Raw genomic sequence first — 15,771 nt, forward strand, 5'->3', positions numbered from 1 at the left:
AGGCTAACAGCTATGCCCTCGCAAAGCCGCATAACAACAGGGGGTTGGTCGTTATTGGCCAACATTCACAGGTTTTATCCCTCTCCGATATTACCACACTATAAGCTAAAGCCCTTGGTATCAATGCTTTCGACAGGCTCTGTTCACAATAAATATTGGTAGTATGAGCTACACTTCTCTCCACCGGTTTCTGTCGTATATGGAACCATCGTCATGCAGCAGACACAATTTGCAGAGTTTCTGACATCTCTCAACACATTATCCCCTGAACAGCTGACCTGTTTGCACAACACCTTGCCGCCATGCCCGAAGGTGGCAGAAAGTGCGAGCCACAGCCGCCTTCTTGAACGGCTGAAATATTATTTTGATCAGCATCCACACTGTCCCCATTGTACCTGTGAATCCATGACACGCTGGGGACAAAATGCAGGTCATCAACGGTATCGTTGTGATGAGTGCGGACGTACCTGCAATGCCATGAGCGGTACTCCACTGGCTCATTTTCGTATTCGCGAGAAACTGGACGCCTATCTTGCCTGTATGGATGGAGGAACCACCTTGCGCCCAGCGGCGGCAGAGTGCGGCGTCTCGCTCAAGACATCGTTTTACCTTCGTCATCGTCTGATGGCAGTGATAGAAGCTGATACAACAGGTCAGCTGTCAGGCATATCAGAAATGGATGAAACCTTTTTCCGGGAATCCCGCAAAGGACAGCGGGGATTGGGTCAGGGAAAACGCATGAAACCCCGCGCCACTACTGGGCTCAAACTGATTTCCATGGTGCAGAATCTTGCAAACCCGGAACTGTTTAAATTTTGCTCTTATTTCTCTCTACCCCTTGTTATATAAGGGATAGAGAGAAATTATTTACTTGCACACTGTAAACACATGCTCATGAGATATTTCACCAATAGAGGTTTTGAATCAGATAACTTCAAAATTACTGCTCTTTTCCGCGTGAAATTTTCTGCAATCCCAGTGATACCAAGGGGTTTCATGCGTTTTCCCTGGGGATTGGGTAAAGAAGCCCGTAAACGGGGAGGCCGATCGAGGCGTAAGAAAAAGCCTGCTGATAAAGCAGCAGAGAAAACCAAAACCGTAAGAAAAGTGCCGGTTATGGTGGCCTGCGACCGCCAGGATCACGTGACGGATGCTGTTCTTGAACATGTCAGCAACGATGAACTCTTTACGCAACTTGCCGGACGGATTTTGCCGGGGAGCACGTTGTGCACGGATGCTCATATGTCCCATGAAAAACTGGCCGATCAGCTCAGTGTTACGTTGAAAGAGTTAGTGACAACGGCAGGGGTCTATGTCCGGGAGAAGATTTATCATATCCAGACCGTCAATGCCTATCACAGCGAACTCAAACGGTGGATTAACGGCTTCTTTAAAGGTGTCGCGACGAAATACTTGTCTCGTTATTTGGGCTGGATGCGATTTTTAAAGACCCATATCTTCTCAGAAGAAAGCCTGTTAGATCAGGAGGCATCACATTGGCTCAACCCATATTTATTGTGAACAGAGCCTTTCGACAGCTTATCCAAGCCTAAAAAGCGGCAGGATTATTTATAATATCGGCACCAGGGATCAGCACCAATGGCACAGTATGTCAGTTACTGTAGAGTGCTGACTGTGAACGGAAATACATGGAGAGTTAATGCTAGAGTCAGTGGAATCTATACGGGAATGGCAAAACAAATCATTAATCAGTTCGATTGCATGCTATCTCACTACAGAAAGGTTCACGCAATCAGGTTTGACCTTCAATCAGCAAGCTGTACTGAAACAAATGAAATCGTTTCTTTGTTTTTCAAAAAGCTGATAAAGAAACTCAACGCCCTGTATGACTTCAAAAAAATTGGTTACGCATGGGCAAGAGAAAGACACAGGGCAGGTAGCCAACATTATCACTGCGCATTATTTCTTGATGGTCACAAAGTCCAGCACCCAGCCAAAGTGCTTTCCCTATCCAAAGGACTTTGGGAAATCAATGGCGGTCGCTTCTGGGTACCAGCGAACTCGTATTATAACGCCTGTCGTGAAAGTAGAAGCCTGAGACAAGCGATTGTTTACCGCATTTCCTATCTGGCAAAGGTTCGGGGAAAACGGCAACGCCCGCCACAAACTAAAGATTATTCCACCAGCAGGCTACAGATGAAAACCTGACATATCTTGTATTTCCCAAATGATTTAGGGCATAGATGTGAACCTGTTTTCCCATCATCGCTACCGCGCTCATACTGGAGACCTGCCCAAACTTTCATACCCAGAGCTGAGTAAATTAACCGCCCTATCCCGCAAAATGACCATGGTCATCAGTTGGACGAACGGAGAGCAAAGAAAATTTGGGAGAATCAAGCAGGGGATATTTGTCTTCAAGGGAACAGATACCGGGTATGTCATACCCCTTCAGGAGACGCAACTTACCTTTGGCCGCAGAACATGGTTTGTTTGCCCTAACTGCCAACGCCGCTGCGCCCTTCTGTACCTATCTGATGACTTGGGCTGCCGGAGATGTATCAATCCGGCCTACAAGAGTCAAAATTGCTCGCGGACAGACTATCTAGCAAAGCGGATTAGAGAGCTCAGAAAGAGGGTTTGGCAAAAGGCTGATTGGAATATTTCTGACATCTCTGTCAGCAGCAGGCACGCTCGGAAACCCAAATATAAGCACTGGGACAAATTCAGAACCAAGCACCAAAAAATTCTTGATCTGGAGCAAGAGAGGGAGAGATTAACTTTATTATCTGCGATAGCCTTTTTGGAGCGTAGAAAACGGAGGTGAGACAAGATTTTGGTAACACTGGAAGTAACACCAGAGGAATCACACCAAGCCTCAAGCCTTGTATATCAAGACCTGTAGCTCAGTGTTCAAATCCCCCCGCCCCACCATTTTTGCGACTATAACGACCCGAATCTAACGAGCACCAAAGCCTGTAAGCATGGTATGAATTGTTTTGAATACAATCAGTGTATCAAGCCATAAAGAGAAATTTTTAATGTAGTAAAGGTCATGCTCAAGCTTAAGGCGGGTATCATCTTCAGTTGCTGCATATCCATGTATCACTTGGGCCCAGCCACTAATACCCGGACGAACAATATGTCGGTAGCTGTAAAATGCTATTGATTTTTCAAATTCATCAACAAATACTTTCTGCTCTGGCCGTGGTCCGATAAGGCTCATATCACCTATTAAAACATTCCAAAGCTGAGGAATTTCATCAATACGGGTTTTACGAATGAAATGACCTACTTTAGTAATCCGCATATCATTGGCACCAGCAAATTGAGCGCCGTTTTTCTCTGAATCCTTTGTCATACTCCTCAATTTATAAATGTTAAACTCTCGATTTCCTTTTCCAACACGCTTTTGAGTAAATATGGCTGACCCAGCACTATCCAGTTTTACAACAACAGCAGCAATAAGAGCGATTGGCAAAAAAATTGGTGTCACAAGTAGAACAGCAACTATATCCAAAAGCCTTTTTAAATAGCTGTATATGACTGATGGAACCAAAGAGCCTACATCACTCTGACTAAGATGACCGATTTTTACACGACCCGTTAAAGATTCACGAATACCAGCAACGTTATAGACAGGTATTCCAATAAGCGAAGCCTGCATTAAGCATTTTTCCCAATCAGGGAAGAGAGGGTGAGTAAAGTCAACTACCAAGGCATCAAATCGCGTCCCTCCGAAATAAGAACAGCTAAGAAGCTTCCATTCAACTGATTGGGTACCGGTCAAAGGGTAAGCTTCACAAAAAGAAATAATGTCAATTTGGGGCCTTCGAAATTTAATATGAATAATCTCAGAAACCAAACAGAAAATCAGTGTTCCAAGAAATGATACCCCCAACATAAGGCTTGAATATCGAAAGTGAGTAATAAGGAAAGAGCCAATAGCTACACCATATAGCGATACAATAACAACTCGAAAAAAAGGACTCAGCAGAACACGCTCATAAAGTTTTGAATGGGGCTTATTATACTGCATAAAATACCATCCCATTGACTTACTTCTAGCAGGCTAATGAGGCCAGTGATAGAAAATTCTCCATAACTTTTCCCTGCCGCTAGAGATTTACCTTGACGTCAACATCATAGTCAAAAAATCCTGATAAATTTGGTAGTGAGTCAGATGTCAGGGAAAACGCATGAAACCTTGCACCACTACTGGGCTCAAGCTGATTTTCATGGTTCTGAATCTTGCAAGTCCCGAGCTGTTTGAATTTTACTCAAAATTCTCTTTATCCCTTGCATAGCAAGGGATAGGCGGGTATTACGCACCTGCGAAATGCCAGCACACGTTCATGAGATATTTCTCCAAAACAGGTTTCAAACCTGATCAATGAAAAATCACTGCTCTTTTCAGCGTTCAAATGCCCCTCAATTCCAGTGATACCAAGGGGTTTCATTCGTTTTCCCTGCTCAGCAAGCCTGGTCAGTTTGTTATCTGATAATGTGATCTGCAAATTGTGCCGTATGGCACTAATATCGGAGGAGTTCATCTCGGGCGACCTGGAAGAGCTGTGTTTTTAGCATTCACAAGTTTGATCGAACGGGATGAACCTCAAGTTCTGGTTCTGGGCCGATCGTTCCAGATTTGGAAATCCTTAATATCCTACGTATGTATTGTGGTTAGCTGAATGCCTATAGTTAAAACAGATGCAGCTAGAAAAGTTGTTGATAGTTATACCGTTACTGAGGAGAAACCCAATTCAGAAAATCAACGGCTAAGAATTGCTTTTATAATTACAAAAAGTGAGGTTGGTGGCGCTCAGTCATGGGTAAATGACCAAATCAAATATGTAAAAGATGATGCGGATACATTTTTGATCACCTCAGGTTATGGGTGGCTAACAGAAGTTGTTGGGGGCGCGGAGTATCTGATTGACGAGAGATTGTTAAGCCGAACTTCAGTGTTGTATTTTTTAAAGCTTGCAAATTATATTAAAAAAAATCAAATTAATATTTTGGTTGCAAGTTCAGCTAATGCTGGAATATATGCGCGATTAGTTAAAATTGTAACGGGTATAAGATGCATATATGTCAGCCATGGCTGGTCATCTATATACAGCGGGGGTAGACTTAAGTGGTTTTATAAAAGGGTCGAAAGATACTTATCATTTATTTCTGACAAAGTGCTGTGTGTATCTCAAAACGATTTTGAGGCCGCTAAATACAAGATTGGCATTGATGAAGGTAAATTAGTGTTCATTAGAAATGGGGTGAATCCGGGCTGTAATATTAGCAGAAAATCCACATTAGATTATAAAGAAGATAAAACAATTAAAATCCTTTTTTTAGGTAGACTTACTCATCCTAAGAGGCCAGATTTATTATCCGAAGCAGTAAGTAATTTTGATAATGTGGAACTTCATATAGTAGGTGATGGTCCATTAAGGGCAATGATAGAGAGTAAGCATTATAGAAATGTTTATATTCATGGCGAGATAAAAAATTTTCACAAATTTTGTGATTACGATATTTTTTCTTTGATTTCAGATAGTGAGGGCTTGTCTATATCAGCTTTAGAAGCCGGGTATGCTGGGCTTCCCATGATTCTCAGCAATGTTGGAGGATGTCCGGAATTGATTTTTAAAAATGGACTGCTTATTGATAACCGAATGGATGAAATAAAGAGGTGTATCAACTTACTCATTGACGATTATGATGAATTTCTTGTACGTGCAGATGCAAATAAAGATAAATACGTTGCTAATCCACTAATTTATAAAAGTCTTTATGGATTATGAATCCTGCAAGCCCCGAGCTGTTTAAATTTTACTCAAAATTCTATTTATCCCTTGCATAGCAAGGGATAGGCGGGTACTACTCACCTGCGCAATGCCAGCACACGCTCATGAGATATTTCTTCAAAACAGGTTTCAAACCCGATCAGTGCGAAATCACTGTTCTTTTCAGCGTTCAAATGCCCCTCAATTCCAGTGATACCAAGGGGTTCCCTGCGTTTTCCCTGTCCCCTCCTTCCACCATTTCCTTAATGAATAAAAGGTGGGTTCTGTTCTTTATTCGAACCAGACACGGGATTAATCTCAGATGGCTGATAATTCATCCAGTCCACCACACCGCTAGAGGGTCTAAAACCACTAACGTATCTAGCAATCAACTCTCTTACACCACCGAAGTTCCTGGCTTTAACGGACTCCTCTAATTTATCCAATAAAGTCACTATCTCTGGCCAGTCCAAACAATCTTCCATTGCCCGACTGATTTTAGGATGATCAGTACCTGTTACGTTGTCACCAATCAGCAATTCTTCGTAGAGTTTTTCACCTGGTCTTAACCCCGAGAATACAATTTCAATATCACCCTCAGGGTTATCTTCATCTTTCAGGGTTAAGCCAGACAATTGAATCATTCGCTTGGCTAGGCTAACTATCTTAATAGGTTGCCCCATATCCAAAACAAATACCTCACCACCATTCGCCATAGCACCCGCCTGAATAACGAGTTGAGAAGCTTCCGGTATCGTCATAAAGAAGCGGTTAATATCAGGATGGGTGACAGTAATGGGGCCTCCTGTACGAATCTGCTCCCTGAATAATGGGATAACTGAGCCACTGGAGCCAAGAACATTGCCGAAACGCACCATGGTAAAACAGGTTTTATTGGGAAGCTTTTCACCAGTTTCATTTAGATTAAAGCGTGAGGCATGGTAGAGTCCTATAAACTCTTGCTCTGCAAGCCCCTGTAATACCATTTCAGCCATACGCTTTGAGGCACCCATAACGTTGGTAGGGCGAACAGCTTTATCTGTAGAAATAAGAACAAAGCGTTCAACCTGACTAATAATGGCAGCCTGTGCTGTATAGAGCGTGCCAAGCGTATTATTTCGAAGCCCCTCTTCCATATTATGTTCAACTATTGGCACATGCTTATAGGCAGCAGCATGATAAATGGTTTCAATTGAAAAACGGCGCATAACGTCAAGAAGGCGAGGAGGGTTATTCACTGAACCAAGAACCGGAAGTATCTGTACACGGTAACTGTCGGGTACGGTAGAACGGATTCTTAGTAAATCCTGCTCAATAGCGTAGAGATTAAACTCAGAGTGTTCATAGAGAACCAGGCATAAGGGTTTAAGTGCAATAATCTGACGGCATAGCTCAGAGCCGATTGAGCCACCAGCTCCGGTTACCATCACAGCCTTTCCTGTGATGCATTTGGCTAATAAATCCTGCCTTGGAGCGACTTCCTCACGACCGAGCACATCACCAATATCAACGTCCTGGATTTCCTGCATTTTCATGCGGCCGCTGGCCAGGTCGGCCATAGCCGGCACTGTTCTTATTGGTAAACCGTATTGCTCCAAATTTTGTACAATTTCTTTACGACGACTTCGGGACGTAGAAGGTATAGCCAGCAGTACTTCCTGGGCACCAGTATCCCTGACCATATCGTCGAAGTGCTTGGGCGTGTAGATTATTTTACCCTGAATAGAGCGACCGGAATTATCTTTCTTATCATCCAGAAAGGCAACGGGCTGATATTCTATCCCTTTATCAAGTGCAGACATTACCTGGACGCCCGCAGAGCCGGCACCATAAATAACAACCGGAATACCTCTTTGCGAATGGCTGGATTTTTTAGGAAAGAACTCTGGAAATATATCTGAGACAGATTGACCTAACAGCCAGGTTCTCATCAAATAACGAGAAATTGTCATGACTGTTAACAATAAAAGCCAATATATAAAAGGGATTGACCGAGGCAAATAGTCTTGCCCAAAAACAAAGCCACCAAAAATCAGGCAAACTGTAGCATATGTACATGCTTTAAAAATGGTGATAAGTAAATCTGCTCCCATATACCGTAAAACTGCGCGATATAATCCAAGGCGAATCAAAAAAGGCAGGGTGACAAAAATTGCCAGCACATAAGTCAGATAATAATTAATTACAGAATCAACATCACCAAGGCGGATATAAAAAGCAAACCAAAGGCATATATTTATTGCAGCCAAATCAAATAGCAGACCTATCAGCCTTTTTTTAGAACGGGGTAGAGAAAGCAATTGCTGACGCATATTTAATCCGTAATATACCCTTGGATAGTTCCGGGAAGCAGGGAAGTTTTTTTAATTGTATGTAGTTGAGTTATTCAGCTTTAACCCTGTCACCCTGGCCATGGCCTGCGACAGTCATAAAAATATAAAAGAAGTATGTCTTAACAGTCATACTCTTTATCATTTGAGCATCCGTCTTGGCCAGCAGCTCTGGAGTAGACATGTCAATTTCCTTAACCTGTGCCAACCCTGTTATACCTGGCCGGACACGATAAACCCCGAGCTTTTCTCTATATCTTACAAGCTCAGCCTGATTGAAAAGGTTTGGTCTTGGGCCCACAAGACTCATATCTCCTTTGAGGACATTCCAGAGTTGTGGCAATTCATCAAGCTTGGATTTCCGTAGAAAAGCACCCATTGGAGTAATAGAAGACGTAGAAACCAAATGACTGGCGACTGAAGCCGTGTCCAATTTCATGGTTCTGAACTTGATCAGGGTGAAAGGCTTCTTATCACGACCGACCCTTTCTTGCCTGAAGAGTGGCGAACCGGTATCAAACCATCCAACGAGATAAATCACTAGTAAGACAGGCAGACCAAAAATCAACCCAATGAGAGAAAAGAAAACATCCAAAAAGCGCAACACGTTATTTTTCACTCTCAAGATAAGCATTTATTGTTGCCTCTACACCTTCCTGCAATGTGAATGGAGGCTCCCATCCAAGCAACTCATCTGCTTTTGATGAATCTATCTGCAAATCTCCAATGAGGCGGTCAATCACCGCACTTTTAGAAAATATCGATCCCAACAACTTGAAGATGAATTTTGACAGGGGGAATAAGCGAGCTGGCCTGGATAAAGATGATCTCATAAGCGTCAGCAAAGATTTTAAAGATACATCTTTACCATCGGAAACAAGGAATGTCTGGTTAGCTGCAGACGGGTGTTCAATGCATCTAACCATAAAATCAACAAGATTACCTACATAGACCATACTACGCTTATTATTAATTTTACCAAACGGTAGAGGTAGCGGGGAATCTGATAGTTTCATTAATCTAAGAAAGTTCGCTTTTACATTAGCCCCATAGACAAGAGGAGGGCGTATAATGACAACTTCCATAGAGCTTTCAGATGCTATAAGCCTTAATCCATCTTCAGCGTTTTTTTTAGAAAGAGCGTAATAATCCTGAGGTCCAGGAACACACTTTTCAGTGAAGGGCTGAGTTCCAGAAGTTGTTTCACCATTAACTTTTGCTGAGCTAATAAATATAAATCGCTTTACCCTTGCGCTCACAGCCTGGCGTGCAAGATTAAGTGTGGCATCCGTGTTAACTTTACGGTACTCAGTTAATGGATCGGCAACATCGTCTTTCATAATATGTGCACGGGCGGCACAATGGATAACAACATCTATATCAGTAAAACAATCAGAGTAGTTCTCATCTTCCGAAATTTTTTTATGATAGGAAAAAGGTGCTCTGTCAGGCAGGGAGCGTCCAATCAATGTAATCGAGTGATGCTTAAGCCTGGGGAGTAAAGCATTACCAAGAAAGCCTGAACTACCAGTTAATAAAACATTCAATTTAACACCTTAATTTCAAACCCAACAAATTCCATGCCAGCCACCTATTGGGCTAAACTAAGTTACCAGGGAAATATAAGTTCAAGTTCTACTGCACTGATACTGAAAACCATACGGCTCAGAGTTACCAGAAGAGAGCCATGTTTATTCTACTGGGATTCACACGACTCTATCAATTCTTGATAGATTTGAAGATGCTCTGTAATCACTTCATCAATACCATATTCTTGTTCTGCCAACCTGCGGCCCGCATTACTCATTGATTGACGAAGTTCCGGATGAGTGAGTAGATGCTCGATAGCATCCGCAAGTGCTACGGCGTCTCTAGCCGGTACCAATAGTCCCGTCACATTTGCCTTAATGGCATCACGACAACCTGGCTGATCCGTCGTTACAACGGCTCGCCCAGAGGCAGCCGCTTCAATCAGTACTTTGGGTAAGCCCTCACCATAGTAAGAAGGAAGGACCACCAGGTTTGAGTTGGCAAATACTTCTCCGATATCGGTTTGAAATCCCAAAGGTTCGATTAAACCTGATGCTAGCCAGCTCTCAATTTCCTGGTCGCTTACAGAGGAGGGGTTACCATGATCCGGTGCGCCCACAAGCCAGAAACGTAGCGTCACTCCACGATTTTTTAATATGCTTGCAGCCTTAACAAATTCAAGCACCCCTTTTTCTTTTAACAATCGGGCCGCAAACGTCACGACCGGTATACCAACAGGCTCTGGCTTCACCGTATAATCTGCCAAGTCTACTCCAGAGCCACGAATTATCACTGTTTGTTCATCCCGTACAGCACCAAGTCCTGTCAACAAAGCCTTGTCATCAGGGTTTTGAAAAATCGCTTTCAAGTGTGGATGCCCGAGTGCTAACCGATACAACATCTGTACACCACGGCGCAGCCAGGGAATTTTTCCATGGTTCGCCGCAAAGACAGAACCCAGACCGGAAATTGCTACCAGCACGGCGGGCACACCGGCAAGTCGAGCCACCAGACAGCCATACAACACGGGCTTAATGGTCACCAGATGAAGAAGATCAGGTTTTAGCTGGCGCATAAGCTTCCATAATGCCCACAGACTACGCAGCTCCATGAAAGGGTTGGCACCCGAACGGGAAAGAGGCAAACAATGGTGCACAAACCCCAATTCTCTTATTTGTTCACAGGCTGGCCCAGCCCCCGTGGCAATCTGGACACTATATCCCCTCTCACGTGCGGCCAAAGCTAGCGGTAAACGATGCGATAAAAAGAACTCAGGGGCATTGACGATAAAAAGTAGCTTCACGCTGTTATGTTTCTTTTTCTGGAATAATTTGCCTGATAATGAATTGCTCACTGTGTACCTTCAAGCCACGCCTGAAACATTAATACATCCCACAAGTGATATTGCCAATTTCGTCGGCCAGACAAATGTTCAGTCCATCTCTGGCGAATGGGGGCAGGATCGAAGAAACCTTCCTGGCGCAGCCGTGTTTCATTCAGCAGGTTTTCTGCCCAATCACGAAGCGGGCCACGTAACCAACTATCAATGGGCACGCCAAACCCCATTTTGGGGCGTTCAATAAGTTCTCTGGGAACATATTTGTTCAGGACTTGCCGTAATATCCATTTACCCTGACCATCACGGATTTTCATATTCAGAGGCAGTCTCCAAGCAAACTCCACTACTCGGTGATCCAGCATCGGCACCCGGGTCTCCAGAGATACTCCCATGGCTGCCCGGTCCACTTTACAGAGGATGTCGTCGGGAAGATAACTGACTGAATCCAGCGCCATCATCTGCTCCAGGGCATTTTCCAAATGCAATTGCGGTCGTGTAACCTGTGTTGGGGATTCTGTACCATTAATTACGATTGATGCAGGATCTGCCCAATGGGTAATAAAGTTAAGATACAATTCATCCACTGTTTGCGATTCTAAAACACCTGCTCCCTTGTGAATTTTATCGCCCAAATTTTCATATTTAGCTGACCCTGGTATCCACCATGCCAATTGATTCCAGGTAGAAGGTGAGAGAGCTGTCAATCCAGCTGCAGCAAGACTACGCATCAATAATGGTGCCTTGCTGATCTTACGCCATAAACGGCGGGTCAGGTGATAACGGTTGTAGCCGCCAAACAGCTCATCCCCAGCATCGCCAGACAGGGCAACAGTTACATGCTGGCGCGTAAGCTCAGAAACAAGAAACGTCGGTATCTGCGATGAATCAGAAAAGGGCTCATCATAAAGAACAGGCAACCGGGGAATCACATCCAGTGCCTGCTCTGGCGTGACATACAGCTCTGTATGCTCCGTACCCAAATGCGCCGCTACAGCTTTGGCATGCACAGCTTCATTGTATCCTTCTTCGTTAAAACCGATGGTAAAGGTCTTCACAGGTCGGGAAGACTGTGCCTGCAACAAAGCGACAATAGTTGAGGAATCAATCCCTCCAGAGAGAAAGGCGCCAAGAGGTACATCGGCAACCATTTGTTGTGAAACTGCCGAACGAAGCAGTCTATCCAGTGCATCAACGGCTTCCATATCTGTTCCAACAAACAAATTCGAGCGGCCGCTTTTAACAATCTCAGGAAACGACCAGTAACGCCAAAGCTCACTTTGATGAGAATAATTCTCTAGACAAACTTTGAGGCAATACCCCGGCGGCAGCTTACTTATTCCACTGTAAATTGAATAAGGATCAGGAATATAGTTATGGCGCATCAGCAGCGCGATAGCATCACGATTAATTTCACCGTCAAAAGCTGGGTGTGCCTTTAGAGCTTTGAGTTCAGAGCCGAATAAAAAAACGCCCTGCTGCCAACCGTAGTAGAGGGGTTTTTCCCCCATGCGATCCCGAGCCAGGTGGAGTACCTGTTCAGTTCTATCCCAAAGGGCAAGTGCAAACATTCCTGTAGCTTGTTTTAATGCTTCTTCCAGCCCCCAGAATTCAATACATGCCAGCAGGGTTTCCGTATCTGAGTGTCCATTCCACGAATTATTGTAATCCGCACCTTGTTCAAGTTTTTGTCTCAATTCAAAATGATTGTAAATCTCACCATTAAATACAATCACAAAACGGCCAGAGGACGATATCATTGGCTGGTGACCGGCTGGTGATAAATCCAGAATTGACAGGCGACGATGCACTAATGCCACCTGTGCCTTATTATCACACCATACGCCAATATCATCCGGTCCCCGATGATGGATGGCTTCCCCCATACATTGTTGAACAGTGCGAATATCCTTACCTTTCAGGGAATTATATCCAATAAAACCGGCTATACCGCACATACTTAGGCGTTTCCCTTTAACTGCACGTAAAACTCCTCATAACGCCGAGTGACGCTTCCAATTTCATAATTTTCACAGACTCGTTTTCGTGCAAGGGCACTCAATCGACCGCGTTCTTCCGGGGACAATTTCAATAATTCGATAAGATGATGTGCCAAACCTGCCATATCTCCGGCTGAAACCACTCGCCCTGTGTCACCAACTATATCTGCAGAATCACCAACGTCAGTTACAACACAAGGCACACCACAGGCCATGGCTTCGCCCAAAACATTAGGGAATGCTTCACCAAATGAAGAAGAAGCAAGAAGGTCAAATGACGCCATCAGCCTTGGCATATCTTCTCGCTGCCCAAGCAAATGTATGTAGTTTTTCAAGCCTGATTTAACAATCAGCGTGATCAAAGCCTTATTACTGTGATCTACCCCATTACCAACCAGAACAAAATGAACATCTGGCATAGCTTTATGAACCCGTGTTGCTGCCTCAATAAAACCCGGATGGTTTTTTTGAGGATCATAACGGGCAACCAAACCAATCAATAGGTTATCCTTACTTAGTCCCAACTCCTCCAGAACATGACTCCTTTCCATACTATTGGGATGGAAGTATGATACATCAAAGCCATTAGGCAACCGTACAATTTTTTCCGCTTGATAACCGGCCGAAACGTGAATATCTCCCGCCTTTTCCGAGCAGGTTACAATAGAGCGAGGTATGAAATTGGATGTTAGGGCACAGGTTTTCATCACGATACGTGTCAAATGCTTACTGCGTTCTGCCGAAAGGTCACTGTTTCTTAAGGCCCACGCTACTGCCTTTATACCTGCCATGCGTGCAGCAAGGCCACCCAGAAGATCCGCGTGATACATCCAAGTCTGTACCACATCAGGCTTTAATCTCCGTAGTAAATTAATCAATCGTAGAAATTTAACCAGACTTGGCAGACCTGGATTAATTTCCAGAGCTGTAACCGGAATATCCATCTTTTCAATGCGTGAGCCAATATCCCCCATAGTGGTTAAAGAGATAACCATTGGCGAAAACCGATCTTGATCTATATTCTGAAGCAGTTTTAACAGCATGGTTTCTGCGCCACCGGTAGATAATCCGGTAATGATAAACGCAACTTTCATTCTATGGGGAGCCATCTATAAGGGAGCCAGAAACTTGCATGATTAGAGTAATTCAGCCAAACAAACAGTATAGCCGCATAAAACAGTAAAATCGTTATAACCAGTACCGACCGCCACAATCGTTCTTCAATAAAACATGGAAGTCTGGAATATACAGCAACCTGAATTGGTGCCAGATAAATAGAAAATCGATCAACCACCGTCGAATACTCAAAAACAAGTGGAACAGATACTAAATTTAATATCGAAACCATTCTCCACAATCGATAGTCTGAGAATGTAGAAAAATAGCGACTATATATAAGAAAAATAACAGAGGTGAAGAAATTCATCATTACTCTCACACCCCCACCTGGCGATTGATAATCACGTTGAACTATGTATGATTTGAATTGCGCATCAAATGCAGAATTAACAATCAAAAGATAAGAGGCCAATATCATGCCAGGCAAAACCAATATCCATTTGAGCAGTACATGCCTATTATTAACAAAAAGGCCAAAGAAAATCATAACAGCTGCTGTTTTATGGAATAGCGCCGCAATAAAAATCAAGGTTATATACTGGGAAAAGTTTCCCTTCATCCAAGAGGACATTCCCCAAAACACAAACCCAAGAGCAATAGCTTGCCTAGAATACCCCATACCCACAACAATAACCAGATACGGTATTGCAACTGCGAGTCCTAACCACGGGAAAGGTTGCTGTCTGCAGAAACGCAACAATCCATATATAAAAAGCCCACCACCTATCAAATTTACGCCAATAATACCAGCCCCAAATTTTACTGAAACCCAATTTATGAGCATATAACCAGGGTCCTGCAGTGCTATAGCTTCAAAAAAGCTTACTCCAGTAACCATATCCATATATTTAAGGTAAGCTCCCCAATCAGCTCCCACTTCATGTCGAAATCCAATCATCAAAGATACAAGAACCGCGAACACCCCATAAGCCAAAGCTCTAAGTTTTATATGTCCATTAATTGGCCTAAGAGCAACAAATGCAGGAATCAAGAAAAGAATCCAGTATGGTATCATGGTGCCAATATTTCCTCATGATATTTGACAATCACTTTGTGTTGATAAGGTTTCACGGTAAGATCATGAAAGCTCTTGCTATCACTGAGCTCAAAACGATTTTCATAACTGTAGAACCAGCAAGTTCTAAGGAACCTGCGATTAATCCCTAAATACCAATCATCCCGTTCAACTTTCCCGATTTGGGCAAAAAATAGGCAATACTTATCACTACTGTCCGGTTAAAAATTCAGAAGAGGCGGGAAGTGCCTGTTCTCATTGGTCTGCGGTAAAATAGCAGTTGTCGAGACAGCTATTTCAACAACCAAAAAGAACAGGCAGGGGAAACGCATGAAACCCCGCGCCACCACTGGGCTCAAACTGATTTTCATGGCTTTGAATCCTGCAAGCACCGAGCTGTTTAAATTTTACTCAAAACTCTCTCTATCCCTTATATAGCAAGGGATAGGCGGGTATTACTCACCTGCGCAATGCCAGCACACGCTCATAAGATATTTCTCCAAAACAGGTTTCAAACCTGATCAATGCGAAATCACTGTTCTTTTCAGCGTTTAAATTCCCCTCAATTCCAGTGATACCAAGGGGTTTCATGCGTTTTCCCTGCAATACCAACACACACTCATGAGATATTTCATCAAAACAGGTTTCAAACCTGAATAATGCAAAATTACTGTTCTTTTCAGCGTGCAAATGTCCC

At 43.5% G+C, this 15,771-nt stretch carries 14 protein-coding genes; 4 read left to right on the top strand and 10 right to left on the bottom strand.

The window, feature by feature from the left end; all coding sequences use genetic code 11:
• Window positions 1–213: 213 nt before the first annotated feature.
• From ACY2RQ_RS06120 to ACY2RQ_RS06130, 3 genes are all read left to right on the top strand, one after another.
• The gene (locus ACY2RQ_RS06120) at window positions 214–849 is read left to right on the top strand and encodes a transposase (RefSeq protein ID WP_490112076.1); all 636 of its coding nucleotides are present in this window, start codon (window positions 214–216) and stop codon (window positions 847–849) included.
• Between the two features lie 147 nt (window positions 850–996).
• Complete coding sequence (locus ACY2RQ_RS06125) at window positions 997–1,521, top strand: IS1595 family transposase (protein ID WP_490112077.1); 525 nt, start codon at window positions 997–999, stop codon at window positions 1,519–1,521.
• 168 nt (window positions 1,522–1,689) lie between these two features.
• Window positions 1,690–2,169: a YagK/YfjJ domain-containing protein gene (locus ACY2RQ_RS06130; protein WP_490112078.1), complete on the top strand. Its 480-nt coding sequence runs from the start codon at window positions 1,690–1,692 to the stop codon at window positions 2,167–2,169.
• A 751-nt stretch (window positions 2,170–2,920) separates the two neighbouring features.
• On the opposite strand, the gene ACY2RQ_RS06135 is transcribed toward ACY2RQ_RS06130, so the two are convergent.
• Complete coding sequence (locus tag ACY2RQ_RS06135) at window positions 2,921–4,000, bottom strand: exopolysaccharide biosynthesis polyprenyl glycosylphosphotransferase (protein ID WP_490112079.1); 1,080 nt, start codon at window positions 3,998–4,000, stop codon at window positions 2,921–2,923.
• Window positions 4,001–4,652: 652 nt separating this feature from the next.
• On the opposite strand from ACY2RQ_RS06135, the gene ACY2RQ_RS06140 reads away from it, so the two are divergent.
• Window positions 4,653–5,762: a glycosyltransferase gene (locus tag ACY2RQ_RS06140; RefSeq protein ID WP_490112080.1), complete on the top strand. Its 1,110-nt coding sequence runs from the start codon at window positions 4,653–4,655 to the stop codon at window positions 5,760–5,762.
• A 245-nt stretch (window positions 5,763–6,007) separates the two neighbouring features.
• Here the strand turns inward: ACY2RQ_RS06140 and ACY2RQ_RS06145 are convergent, their stop codons facing one another.
• The 9 genes from ACY2RQ_RS06145 to ACY2RQ_RS06185 form a co-directional block, all read right to left on the bottom strand.
• A complete protein-coding gene (locus ACY2RQ_RS06145) occupies window positions 6,008–8,056 on the bottom strand; it encodes a polysaccharide biosynthesis protein (protein ID WP_490112081.1) in 2,049 nt (682 codons plus the stop codon).
• A gap of 70 nt (window positions 8,057–8,126) precedes the next feature.
• Window positions 8,127–8,708, bottom strand: coding sequence for a sugar transferase (locus ACY2RQ_RS06150; protein WP_490112082.1), 582 nt, complete (start codon window positions 8,706–8,708; stop codon window positions 8,127–8,129).
• The gene (locus ACY2RQ_RS06155; RefSeq protein WP_490112083.1) at window positions 8,683–9,621 is read right to left on the bottom strand and encodes a UDP-glucose 4-epimerase family protein; all 939 of its coding nucleotides are present in this window, start codon (window positions 9,619–9,621) and stop codon (window positions 8,683–8,685) included. Before ACY2RQ_RS06155 ends, ACY2RQ_RS06150 begins: the two co-directional genes overlap by 26 nt.
• Window positions 9,622–9,770: 149 nt before the next feature.
• Window positions 9,771–10,958, bottom strand: a complete 1,188-nt coding sequence (locus ACY2RQ_RS06160; protein WP_490112084.1) for a glycosyltransferase family 4 protein — start codon at window positions 10,956–10,958, stop codon at window positions 9,771–9,773.
• Complete coding sequence (asnB, locus tag ACY2RQ_RS06165; protein ID WP_490112085.1) at window positions 10,955–12,898, bottom strand: asparagine synthase (glutamine-hydrolyzing); 1,944 nt, start codon at window positions 12,896–12,898, stop codon at window positions 10,955–10,957. The genes ACY2RQ_RS06160 and asnB overlap by 4 nt, the downstream gene beginning before the upstream one ends.
• A 2-nt stretch (window positions 12,899–12,900) precedes the next feature.
• Window positions 12,901–14,034 (bottom strand): glycosyltransferase, encoded by a 1,134-nt coding sequence (locus tag ACY2RQ_RS06170; RefSeq protein WP_490112086.1) that lies wholly within the window; start codon window positions 14,032–14,034, stop codon window positions 12,901–12,903.
• On the bottom strand, window positions 14,031–15,074 hold the full coding sequence (locus ACY2RQ_RS06175; RefSeq protein ID WP_490112087.1) for an EpsG family protein: 1,044 nt from the start codon (window positions 15,072–15,074) through the stop codon (window positions 14,031–14,033). Before ACY2RQ_RS06175 ends, ACY2RQ_RS06170 begins: the two co-directional genes overlap by 4 nt.
• Before the next feature lie 221 nt (window positions 15,075–15,295).
• Complete coding sequence (locus tag ACY2RQ_RS06180; protein WP_490112088.1) at window positions 15,296–15,445, bottom strand: hypothetical protein; 150 nt, start codon at window positions 15,443–15,445, stop codon at window positions 15,296–15,298.
• A gap of 88 nt (window positions 15,446–15,533) precedes the next feature.
• The coding region (locus ACY2RQ_RS06185) for a hypothetical protein (protein WP_490112089.1) at window positions 15,534–15,771 on the bottom strand (238 nt) is incomplete at its 5' end.

It is taken from the genome of Parendozoicomonas sp. 209JJ7-1 (genome assembly GCF_058147085.1).

Coding starts and splice junctions, on each gene's coding strand:
- ACY2RQ_RS06145 (WP_490112081.1), bottom strand. CDS start 8,056: ATGCGTCAGCAATTGCTTTCTCTACCCCGTTCTAAAAAAAGGCTGATA.
- ACY2RQ_RS06125 (WP_490112077.1), top strand. CDS start 997: ATGCGTTTTCCCTGGGGATTGGGTAAAGAAGCCCGTAAACGGGGAGGC.
- ACY2RQ_RS06120 (WP_490112076.1), top strand. CDS start 214: ATGCAGCAGACACAATTTGCAGAGTTTCTGACATCTCTCAACACATTA.
- ACY2RQ_RS06130 (WP_490112078.1), top strand. CDS start 1,690: ATGGCAAAACAAATCATTAATCAGTTCGATTGCATGCTATCTCACTAC.
- ACY2RQ_RS06180 (WP_490112088.1), bottom strand. CDS start 15,445: ATGAAAATCAGTTTGAGCCCAGTGGTGGCGCGGGGTTTCATGCGTTTC.
- ACY2RQ_RS06140 (WP_490112080.1), top strand. CDS start 4,653: ATGCCTATAGTTAAAACAGATGCAGCTAGAAAAGTTGTTGATAGTTAT.
- ACY2RQ_RS06150 (WP_490112082.1), bottom strand. CDS start 8,708: ATGCTTATCTTGAGAGTGAAAAATAACGTGTTGCGCTTTTTGGATGTT.
- ACY2RQ_RS06135 (WP_490112079.1), bottom strand. CDS start 4,000: ATGCAGTATAATAAGCCCCATTCAAAACTTTATGAGCGTGTTCTGCTG.
- ACY2RQ_RS06170 (WP_490112086.1), bottom strand. CDS start 14,034: ATGAAAGTTGCGTTTATCATTACCGGATTATCTACCGGTGGCGCAGAA.
- asnB (WP_490112085.1), bottom strand. CDS start 12,898: ATGTGCGGTATAGCCGGTTTTATTGGATATAATTCCCTGAAAGGTAAG.
- ACY2RQ_RS06175 (WP_490112087.1), bottom strand. CDS start 15,074: ATGATACCATACTGGATTCTTTTCTTGATTCCTGCATTTGTTGCTCTT.